The sequence below is a fragment of the Neisseria sp. P0022.S010 genome, assembly GCF_051956635.1.
The window spans coordinates 1-9,738 of record NZ_JBQCXF010000089.1 but is presented as its reverse complement, the minus strand read 5'-3'; the positions used below and the strand labels follow the sequence as shown (position 1 = coordinate 9,738).

General features: G+C 49.7%; 10 protein-coding genes. 6 read left to right on the top strand and 4 right to left on the bottom strand.

All coding sequences use genetic code 11. From position 1 onward, the window contains the following. A partial coding sequence (gene rpsT / locus ACTHUT_RS09645) for a 30S ribosomal protein S20 (protein WP_440418756.1) occupies positions 1 to 224 on the bottom strand: 224 nt, incomplete at its 3' end. Between the two features lie 308 nt (positions 225 to 532). Here rpsT and ACTHUT_RS09640 point away from each other — a divergent pair. Continuing rightward, a complete protein-coding gene (locus tag ACTHUT_RS09640) occupies positions 533 to 1,675 on the top strand; it encodes an extracellular solute-binding protein (RefSeq protein ID WP_070585088.1) in 1,143 nt (380 codons plus the stop codon). A gap of 71 nt (positions 1,676 to 1,746) precedes the next feature. Here ACTHUT_RS09640 and ACTHUT_RS09635 read toward each other — a convergent pair whose 3' ends face one another. Then, a complete protein-coding gene (locus ACTHUT_RS09635) occupies positions 1,747 to 2,178 on the bottom strand; it encodes an EamA family transporter (protein ID WP_003680126.1) in 432 nt (143 codons plus the stop codon). A gap of 176 nt (positions 2,179 to 2,354) precedes the next feature. Between ACTHUT_RS09635 and ACTHUT_RS09630 the strand changes: the two genes are divergently transcribed. Next, on the top strand, positions 2,355 to 4,031 hold the full coding sequence (locus ACTHUT_RS09630; protein ID WP_440386059.1) for a formate--tetrahydrofolate ligase: 1,677 nt from the start codon (positions 2,355 to 2,357) through the stop codon (positions 4,029 to 4,031). Between the two features lie 65 nt (positions 4,032 to 4,096). Here the strand turns inward: ACTHUT_RS09630 and ACTHUT_RS09625 are convergent, their stop codons facing one another. Both ACTHUT_RS09625 and fba read right to left on the bottom strand, forming a co-directional pair. Beyond that, a complete protein-coding gene (locus ACTHUT_RS09625) occupies positions 4,097 to 5,086 on the bottom strand; it encodes a glycosyltransferase family 2 protein (RefSeq protein ID WP_440386060.1) in 990 nt (329 codons plus the stop codon). A gap of 68 nt (positions 5,087 to 5,154) precedes the next feature. Beyond that, positions 5,155 to 6,219, bottom strand: a complete 1,065-nt coding sequence (fba, locus tag ACTHUT_RS09620) for a class II fructose-bisphosphate aldolase (RefSeq protein ID WP_003748401.1) — start codon at positions 6,217 to 6,219, stop codon at positions 5,155 to 5,157. 150 nt (positions 6,220 to 6,369) lie between these two features. Between fba and ACTHUT_RS09615 the strand changes: the two genes are divergently transcribed. The 4 genes from ACTHUT_RS09615 to ACTHUT_RS09600 all read left to right on the top strand — a co-directional run bounded on the left by ACTHUT_RS09615 (position 6,370) and on the right by ACTHUT_RS09600 (position 9,737). Next, the gene (locus ACTHUT_RS09615; protein WP_440386061.1) at positions 6,370 to 6,798 is read left to right on the top strand and encodes an acyl-CoA thioesterase; all 429 of its coding nucleotides are present in this window, start codon (positions 6,370 to 6,372) and stop codon (positions 6,796 to 6,798) included. A 1-nt stretch (position 6,799) separates the two neighbouring features. Beyond that, positions 6,800 to 7,696, top strand: coding sequence for a tyrosine recombinase XerC (locus ACTHUT_RS09610; protein ID WP_440386062.1), 897 nt, complete (start codon positions 6,800 to 6,802; stop codon positions 7,694 to 7,696). A 349-nt stretch (positions 7,697 to 8,045) separates the two neighbouring features. Further along, the gene (locus ACTHUT_RS09605; protein WP_440386063.1) at positions 8,046 to 8,975 is read left to right on the top strand and encodes an energy transducer TonB; all 930 of its coding nucleotides are present in this window, start codon (positions 8,046 to 8,048) and stop codon (positions 8,973 to 8,975) included. 102 nt (positions 8,976 to 9,077) lie between these two features. Then, on the top strand, positions 9,078 to 9,737 hold the full coding sequence (locus ACTHUT_RS09600; protein ID WP_003686817.1) for a MotA/TolQ/ExbB proton channel family protein: 660 nt from the start codon (positions 9,078 to 9,080) through the stop codon (positions 9,735 to 9,737). The last annotated feature ends 1 nt before the right edge of the window (position 9,738 follow it).

Genomic DNA, 9,738 nt, shown 5'->3' with positions numbered 1-9,738 from the left:
TGACGGGCTGCTTTGTTTTTGTGGAATACGCCTTTGTCAGCGATACGGTCGATGACTTTAACGGATTCTTGGTAAACTGCTTGAGCAGCAGCTTTGTCGCCGGCTTCAACTGCTTTCAACACTTTTTTCACAGCGGTACGGAATGCAGTACGCAGGCTGGCGTTGTGGGCGCGTTGTTTAACCGACTGGCGGGCACGTTTGCGGGCTTGTGCGCTGTTTGCCATATTGAATATCTCCTGAAAAATAAATTCTGTAAACGCGCAATTTTAAAGACAGATTTCCTTGTATGCAAGCTTTTTCTCTATAAACGCGCGCAAATCAGCCGTATTTTGCCCAAAAACGACAGCCGGTGCAACGCTTTTGGTAAAAAGATGGTGTTGCTTTGCCTTATTTCAATAAAAATCAGATGGATATTGCTTTGCGTTTGCTTACGTTTCCATTACAATAGCCTAACTCTGCGCCGGGGTGTTTATGGGGTGCAGGGTTTCTTATTTATTGACATTAACCACTCTTTCATCAGGAATCTGCCCGTATGAAAAAATCTGTGTTAGCCGTATTGGCCGCATTGTCTTTGGCCGCGTGCGGCGGTGGCGAGAAAAAAGCCGAGCAACCTCAAGCAGGCAGCGCGCCTGCTGCCAATGCCGAAGCAGCCGCCACCGATACTCTGAATATCTACAACTGGTCAAACTACGTTGACGAAAGTACAGTCGAAGACTTCAAAAAAGCCAACAATTTGAAGCTGACTTACGATTTGTATGAAAACAACGAAACGCTGGAAGCCAAAATGCTGACCGGCAAATCCGGCTACGACTTGGTTGTGCCAGGTATTGCCTTCCTGCCGCGCCAAATTGAGGCGGGCGCATACCAAAAAATCAATAAGGACCTGATTCCGAACTACAAAAACATCGACCCTGAATTGCTGAAGATGTTGGAAACCGCCGACCCGGGCAATCAATACGCCGTTCCATACTTCTCAGGTGTGAATACGATCGCGATTACGGCGAAGGGCAAGGAGCTTTTGGGCGGAAAATTGCCTGAAAACGGCTGGGATTTGCTGTTCAAACCTGAATACACCAACAAGCTGAAATCTTGCGGCATCGCTTTGTGGGATACCCCGAGTGAAATGTTCCCAATCTTGTTGAACTACTTGGGTAAAGATCCTAAAGGCTCGAATCCTGAAGATTTGAAAGCGGCGGCGGAAGTGTTGAAGTCTATCCGTCCTGATGTAAAACGTTTCAGCCCTTCCATCATTGACGAACTGGCGCGCGGCGATATCTGCTTGGCGGCAGGTAACGGCGGCGACTTGAACTTGGCCAAAGCGCGTTCTGAAGAAGTGAAAAACAATGTCGGCGTCGAAGTGTTGACTCCGAAAGGCATGGGCTTCTGGATTGAATCTTGGCTGATTCCGGCCGATGCGAAAAACATCGCCAATGCCCATAAATACATCAACTACACGCTTGATCCCGAAGTGGCTGCGAAAAACGGTATCGCCGTAACCTTCGCGCCGGCCAGCAAACCTGCACGCGAAAAAATGCCTGCCGAGCTGGTGAACACTCGCTCTATTTTCCCGAACGAGCAAGACATGAAAGACGGTTTCGTGATGCCTCAAATGAGCGCAGATGCGAAAAAACTGTCTGTCAACTTGTGGCAAAAAATTAAAGTCGGTTCAAATTAATTGTGAGCTGATTGTTTGAAGCAAAGCAAAGGCCGTCTGAAATTTTTCAGACGGCCTTTTTGTCCCAATCTTTATCGTTTCAAAGCCAAAGTCAATACGCCTGCGGTTACCAGGCCTAAACCTATCCATTCCTGTGTACTTGGGCGTTCATCTAAGAATACGACGGCCATCAGGGCGACCAAGACCAGGCTGAATTTGTCGACGGGGGCGACTTGCGAGGCGTTGCCCAATTGCAGGGCTTTGAAGTAGGCGAGCCAAGAAGCACCGGTGGCGAGGCCGGATAGGATGAGGAATGTCCAGTTGCGGCCGGTAAAGCCGTTCACACCCTGCCATTTGCCTGTGTAGGTTAAAAACAATACCAAAGCGGCGAGGATGACCAAGGTGCGGATAAAGGTGGCGAAATCTGAATCTATGCCTTGTAAACCCATTTTGGCGAAAATGGCGGTCAATGAGGCGAAGCCTGCCGATGCCAATGCCCAAAACAGCCATGCGTTGCTGCTCATGTTTTATTCCTTTGTTTCAAATTGTTGACAATATGAATCCGCTTGTTGATGAAATATCGAAATTTTCACTGCGGTTTATTCTTGGAAAACGTTATAATAGAACGAATATTCTTTTTCTTCCAGCCGTCTCTTGAGATTGTTTCAGACGGCCTTCCCTCACTCAATAAAGGAAAATCATGAGCTTCAAAACCGATGCTGAAATTGCCCAGTCTTCCACCATGCGCCCGATTGGTGAAATTGCCGCCAAGCTGGGTTTGAACGTTGACAACATCGAGCCCTACGGTCATTACAAAGCCAAAATCAATCCTGCCGAAGCATTCAAGCTGCCGCAAAAACAAGGCCGTCTGATTTTGGTTACCGCCATTAATCCGACTCCTGCGGGTGAGGGTAAAACCACCGTAACCATCGGTTTGGCGGATGCTTTGCGCCATATCGGCAAAGATTCTGTTATCGCCCTGCGCGAGCCTTCTTTGGGTCCGGTGTTTGGTGTTAAAGGCGGTGCAGCAGGCGGCGGCTATGCCCAAGTTTTGCCGATGGAAGACATCAACCTGCACTTTACCGGCGACTTCCACGCCATCGGCGCGGCGAATAACTTGCTCGCCGCCATGCTCGACAACCACATCTATCAAGGCAACGAGTTGAACATCGATCCGAAACGCGTGCTGTGGCGTCGTGTGGTCGATATGAACGACCGTCAGTTGCGCAACATCATCGACGGCATGGGCAAACCTGTTGACGGCGTGATGCGTCCCGACGGTTTCGATATTACCGTTGCGTCCGAAGTGATGGCGGTATTCTGTCTTGCTAAAGACATCAGCGATTTGAAAGAGCGTTTGGGCAACATCCTCGTCGCCTATGCCAAAGACGGCAGCCCTGTTTACGCCAAAGATTTGAAAGCGAATGGCGCGATGGCGGCATTGCTCAAAGATGCGATTAAGCCTAACTTGGTACAAACCATCGAAGGCACGCCTGCCTTTGTACACGGCGGCCCGTTTGCCAACATCGCCCACGGTTGCAACTCCGTTACCGCCACCCGTCTGGCGAAACACCTTGCCGATTATGCGGTAACCGAAGCAGGCTTCGGCGCGGATTTGGGTGCGGAAAAATTCTGTGACATCAAATGCCGTCTGGCGGATTTGAAACCTGATGCGGCTGTTGTCGTGGCTACTGTCCGCGCTTTGAAATACAACGGCGGCGTGGAACGTGTCAATCTCGGCGAAGAAAACCTCGACGCTTTGGCAAAAGGCCTGCCTAATCTGCTGAAACACATTTCCAACCTGAAAAACGTATTCGGCCTGCCTGTGGTGGTTGCTATCAACCGCTTCGTGTCCGACTCCGATGCCGAGTTGGCCATGATTGAAAAAGCCTGCGCGGAACACGGCGTTGAAGTTTCCCTAACTGAAGTATGGGGCAAAGGCGGCGCGGGTGGTGCAGACTTGGCGCACAAAGTCGTTAACGCCATCGAAAATCAACCGAATAACTTCAATTTTGCCTACGATGTTGAGTTGAGCATTAAAGACAAAATCCGTGCGATTGCCCAAAAAGTGTACGGCGCGGAAGACGTCGATTTCAGCGCGGAAGCGTCTGCCGAAATCGCTTCACTGGAAAAACTGGGCTTGGACAAAATGCCGATCTGCATGGCGAAAACCCAATACTCTTTGAGCGACAACGCCAAACTGTTGGGCTGCCCCGAAGGCTTCCGCATTACCGTGCGCGGTATTACTGTTTCCGCAGGCGCAGGCTTCATCGTTGCGTTGTGCGGCAATATGATGAAAATGCCGGGTCTGCCGAAAGTTCCGGCCGCCGAGAAAATCGATGTGGACGCAGACGGCGTGATTCACGGCTTGTTCTGATTTAGATTGATCTTGAAATAGACAAAGGCCGTCTGAAACTTGGGTTTCAGACGGCCTTTTATGATTTAAGTGAATTTTAACTGACTTTTTAAGAAATTGAAGAACTTGTCTATCATGTCGAACATGGTATTGCGGTCTTCGCCAAACAATGAAATGCTGCGGTCTTTGCTGATTCTGTCATAGGCGGCAAAAATGGTTTTCAGCTCTTCGGTGGTCAAGCGCAGTTGCTTTTCATACAAGATGCGGCTTAAGAGCGTTACTTCCGTCGCGTTCAAATCAGGGAAGAGATGACTGATCCACAACTCCATGGTGTATTGGACGGATCTGTTGATTTTATCTCTTTTTTTGCTTTCTTGAGTTTGGTGTATCCTGTAAAACAACAAAGGTTCGGGCAGGTTGGCAAAGGTTTTGCCATGTAGGGCGCATTGCACCCACATATGGAAATCGGGTGCGGTTTCCGTTGCGGTGTAGTTTATTCCGAGGTTTTTAATGCTGTCGTGCCGCCACATGGTGGTGGGGTTGAACATATTTTGAGCGGCCCTGGAGAAAAAGGCTTTAATATCTTTGTCGAGCAGGGGCAGATCGCTTAAAACGGGTTCTCTTCCGGTTTGGTCGTCGAAAAAGATGGTGGCTTGGCTGCCGACAATATCGATTTCGGGATGGCTGTCTAAAAACTGAATTTGTTTTTCAAAACGATCCAGGGTGCAAATATCGTCCGCGTCCATCCGCGCCACGTATTCAACCTCTACATCTTTGAGCATATCCATGGCAAATTGGCAGACAAACGGCTCGCCCCTGTTTTCCGGAAGGTGGAAAACCTGCAAACGTGAATCTCTGGCTGCGTAAGCCTCGAGGATTTCGCCGGTTTTGTCTTTTGAGGCATCGTTGACGGCGATGACGAAAAAGTCGCGGAATGTTTGATTCAATACCGAATCCAAGCATTCGGGCAAATAAGCTTCGGCACAATAGGCCGGCAAAATAACGGCGAGTTTCATGTTTGCTTTCGATGTGTTTTGATGGGTAGTCGGCGGGGGGATTTTACTATAAGTTTCCAAAAGCCAAGGCCGTCTGAAACCTTATTGCCAAGTTTTCAGACGGCCTTAGTATCAATCCGATGTACAGATTATTTGATGATTTGGTTCAATTCGCCTTTGGCGTATTTGGTTGCCATTTTTTCCAAAGAAATCGGTTTGATTTTGTCGGCTTGGCCTTCGCAACCGAATGCGAGGTAGCGGTCAAGACAGATTTGTTTCATGGCTTCGACGGTTTTGCTCAAGTATTTGCGCGGGTCGAATTCGGACGGATTTTCTGCCATGAAGCGACGGATGGCGCCGGTAGAGGCGAGGCGCAAGTCGGTGTCGATGTTGACTTTGCGCACGCCGTGTTTGATGCCTTCGACGATTTCTTCTACGGGTACGCCGTAGGTTTCACCGATTTTGCCGCCGTATTCGTTGATGACTTTCAGCCATTCTTGCGGAACGGAGCTGGAGCCGTGCATCACGATGTGGGTGTTGGGCAGGGCTTGGTGGATTTCTTTGATGCGGTCGATACGCAATACGTCGCCTGTGGGCGGACGAGTGAATTTGTATGCGCCGTGGCTGGTGCCGACGGCGATAGCCAATGCGTCAACGCCGGTATCTTTAACGAAACGTACGGCATCTTCAACGCTGGTCAGCATTTGGTCGTGGGAAAGTTTGCCCACTGCGCCTACGCCGTCTTCTTCGCCGGCTTCGCCGGTTTCGAGGTTGCCCAATACGCCGATTTCGCCTTCAACGGACACGCCGCAGGCGTGGGAGAAGTTAACCACGGTACGGGTGGCGTTGACGTTGTATTCGTAGGTGGACGGAGTTTTGCCGTCTTCGAGCAGCGAGCCGTCCATCATCACGGAGGAGAAACCCAGTTGGATAGAGCGTTGGCATACATCGGGCGATGCACCGTGGTCTTGGTGCATCACGACGGGGATGTGTGGGAATTCTTCGACTGCGGCCAAAATCAGATGGCGTAGGAATGGGGCACCTGCGTATTTGCGTGCGCCTGCGGATGCTTGAACGATAACGGGGGCGTTGACTTGGTCGGCCGCCTCCATAATGGCGCGCATTTGTTCGAGGTTGTTAACGTTGAATGCGGGCAGACCGTAGCTGTTTTCGGCGGCATGGTCCAACAGTTGGCGCATGGATACGAGTGCCATGAGAAGCTCCTGAAGTAGTGAAGGGTAAATTTATCCGATAAATTATAATGTTTTTTGCCATGAAAAACTACAAGCTGCTACATTGTTTTTATATATTAACGAACAGGGTCTCGGTTTATAATGGCAGAGTATTGAAAACGGGTGTGCAAAATGGATAGGATTTCGGTGACCGAGTGTGATAAGCCTTTGTTTCAGACGGCCTTGACGGTTCAGGTGGGCGATGTGAACTATGGCGGTCATCTGGCGAACGATGCAGTGTTGCGTTTGTGCCATGAAGTGCGGATGCGTTGGCTGGCGACGCTGGGTTGGAGTGAAATGGATGCCGGCGGGGCTGGCCTGATTATGGCGGATGCGGCGGTACAGTATTTGGCGCAAGGTCATCATGGCGATGAGCTATCGGTGGAAATGGGGGCGGCAGGCGTGGCCGGTGTGGGTTTTTCTTTGCTGTACCGTATCCGCAGGATTTCAGACGGCCTTGTGTTGGCGAAAGTGCAGACAGGCATGGTGTGTTTCGACTATGGCAAACAACGTGTCTGCCGTCTGCCTTCGGCCTTGAAAGCAGCATTGGAGGCCGTCTGAAATGGCGGAATCAAATCATTTTGCGCTTCATCTTGAACGCTATCTGAAAACCTTGTCGCAACAAGGCAAGTCGCAGCATACCGTTTCCGCTTATCGGCGCGATTTGAGTGAATTGATGCGTCTGTTGCCCGATAATCTGAAAAACGGCCTGCCGACGCGCCGTGATTTTGTGGCGGCATTGAAAAAACTGTCGCAAAAGGGTTTAAGCGAAAGCAGCTTGGCGCGGAAATTGTCGGCGTGGCGGCAGTATTGCAGTTGGCTGGTGCAGATAGAAGTCATGGAAAGCGATCCGACATTTAATATGAAAGCACCGCGCCTGCCTGAACGCCTGCCTAAAGCACTGCCGCAAGAACCTTTAAACCATATTCTTGACCATGCGCCTGTTGATGACGAATTGGACGTGCGCGATAAGGCCATATTTGAATTGATGTATGGCAGCGGTTTGCGCCTGAGCGAGATACAAGGGTTGAATCTGGACAGTATCGTCTTGGACGAAGGCTGGGTCAGCGTGAAGGGTAAAGGCGGCAAGCAGCGGCAAGTGCCTTTGGTGGGCAAAAGCATTGCGGCATTGCGCGATTATTTGGCAGTGCGTATTGCCAAAGAGGGTGAGCAGGCCTTGTTCACCAATAAGAACGGCGGTAGGCTGGGGCAACGTCAAATCCAAAAACGCCTGCAGGCGTGGGCGGTGCGCGTGGGCAGCGCCAGCCATATCTCGCCGCACATGATGCGCCACAGCTATGCAACCCATCTTTTGCAGGCATCGGGCGATATCCGCGCCGTACAGGAATTGTTGGGCCACAGCAACCTTTCCGCTACGCAAGTTTATACAAAGCTGGATTTCGACCATTTGGCGCGCGTTTATGATGAGGCGCACCCAAGGGCGAAACGGAAAAAATGATTTTGTTTGAATCAGGCCGTCTGAAGAGCGTTTTCAGACGGCCTGATGTTTTATGGATAAAAATACAGATGATTTGAAACCATTTGAATTTTTATCGGTCTGATGAGGTTCAATATCGGCCTGATGTGCGGATGGCATAAAGATTGTAAGAGACGATGGCTTTTTTAATACCGTTTATCTTTTCAGATGGCCGCTTGTTTGATAATATTAGTAATGAGAGCTAATATCATATTATGATATACAGCCTTTAAAACAGCAGGTCTATAAACTTTCTCTATAAGCATTAATGCTTATTTTGACTGTAAAACGACTTGCAAACGGGAATTGTTGCTATTAACATAACGGAATTATGGATAAAAAACGAATTTTAACTCCAGCCGTCGTGACTTCCGTTGCGTTGATTCACGTCGGTTTGGTTGCACTTTTATGGCACGCGCACAAACCGCCTCCTGTAGAAATGGCGAATATTGAATTTGTCGATTTGGGCGATTTCGGCGGTGGCGACGGCAGCCCTGAGGGCGAAGGCGCACCTGCCGCACCCGAGCCTACCCCAGAACAACCGAAACCCAAGCCGAAACCCAAGCCTAAGCCTGTCGAGCCGCCCAAACCTGTTATCAAACCTGTGGTAACGAAAAAAGAAAAAGCGGATATCGTACAGCAAAAGGAAAAACCGAAACCTATCGAGAAACCTAAGCCCGAGCCTAAGCCGGAACCCAAACCTGAGCCTAAGCCCGAGCCAAAACCTGAACCAAAACCAGAGCCGAAGGCAGAACCTAAACCATCTCCCAAAGCATCTGAATACTCAGGCAACAAAACCGGGCCGAATACTGCTGAAAACGGTAAAGGCAGCGGCGAAGGCAAAGCCTTGAACGGAGAAGGTAAAGGTAACGGCGGCGGTACGAAAGGTACAGGCAGCGGACGCGGCGAAGGCAGCGGCTCCGGCAGCGGCGGTGCGAAAGGCGAACATGGCTCCGGTACCGGTGGCGGAGGTGGTGGCAGCGGTACAGGTGCCGGCAGCAGTAAAGGCAATCCGGCAAAAGGAACCTGCCATATTCCAAGACCTCCGTATCCTTCACTATCCACTGAAAATGGTGAAGAGGGCTTGGTTGTTTTGAAAGTCTTGGTTGGTCCCGGCGGTAAAGTGGATTCAATCAGTGTGAATAAATCAAGTGGTTATAGTCGTCTGGATAATGCAGCGCGTAAAGCTGTTAAAGATGGTAGCTGTAATGCAAGCGTTTGGACTGAATTTAAAGTACCTGTCAAATTCACGCTCGAATAAGTATCTAGGCCTAAGCTGATTGATTAGAAAATATATGCTGTTGGGAAATAATTTTAAATGACCCGATAGAAATTTTAATTTTATTTTTAACTTGGAAAAATTATGGATTTAAGTTTAGTTTTCAAATCAGGTGATGTGGTACTGATTGGTGTATTTGTCCTGATGTTGTTGATGAGTGTGGTGACTTGGAGCGTCATTGTGATTCGCTGCATCAAATACCGCAAAGCGAAAAAAGGCAATGCACAGGTAAAAGAGTTGATGCTGAATGCGTTTACGCTGGCTGATGCTGTACAAAAAGCCAAAGCGGTAGAAGCACCGATGAGCCGTGTTGCAGATGAATCTCTGCGCGCGTACCAAAATTACCGTCAAACGACGAGCAAATCGCTGATTGACGAATTGCCTTTGAACGAATACTTGGTCGTTCACATCCGTAACAGTTTGACCCAAACCATGCGCCAGTTCGACTACGGTATGACCGCTTTGGCCTCTATCGGTGCAACCGCTCCGTTTATCGGCCTGTTGGGTACGGTTTGGGGTATTTACCATGCCCTGATCGGCATCAGCGAAAGCGGCCAAATGAGCATTGCTGCGGTAGCCGGTCCGATTGGCGAAGCTTTGGTATCGACTGCTGTCGGCCTGTTTGTGGCGATTCCGGCCGTATTGGCGTACAACTTCCTCAATCGCGGTACAAAAACCATCGCGCAAGATATGGATGCATTTGCACATGACCTGCATGTCCGCCTTCTGAACCAAAAGGATTAAA

Bases quoted from the DNA above. Each gene is read 5' to 3' on its own strand.
- ACTHUT_RS09640 (WP_070585088.1), top strand. From the start codon at position 533: ATGAAAAAATCTGTGTTAGCCGTATTGGCCGCATTGTCTTTGGCCGCG.
- ACTHUT_RS09635 (WP_003680126.1), bottom strand. From the start codon at position 2,178: ATGAGCAGCAACGCATGGCTGTTTTGGGCATTGGCATCGGCAGGCTTC.
- ACTHUT_RS09630 (WP_440386059.1), top strand. From the start codon at position 2,355: ATGAGCTTCAAAACCGATGCTGAAATTGCCCAGTCTTCCACCATGCGC.
- fba (WP_003748401.1), bottom strand. From the start codon at position 6,219: ATGGCACTCGTATCCATGCGCCAACTGTTGGACCATGCCGCCGAAAAC.
- ACTHUT_RS09615 (WP_440386061.1), top strand. From the start codon at position 6,370: ATGGATAGGATTTCGGTGACCGAGTGTGATAAGCCTTTGTTTCAGACG.
- ACTHUT_RS09610 (WP_440386062.1), top strand. From the start codon at position 6,800: ATGGCGGAATCAAATCATTTTGCGCTTCATCTTGAACGCTATCTGAAA.
- ACTHUT_RS09605 (WP_440386063.1), top strand. From the start codon at position 8,046: ATGGATAAAAAACGAATTTTAACTCCAGCCGTCGTGACTTCCGTTGCG.
- ACTHUT_RS09600 (WP_003686817.1), top strand. From the start codon at position 9,078: ATGGATTTAAGTTTAGTTTTCAAATCAGGTGATGTGGTACTGATTGGT.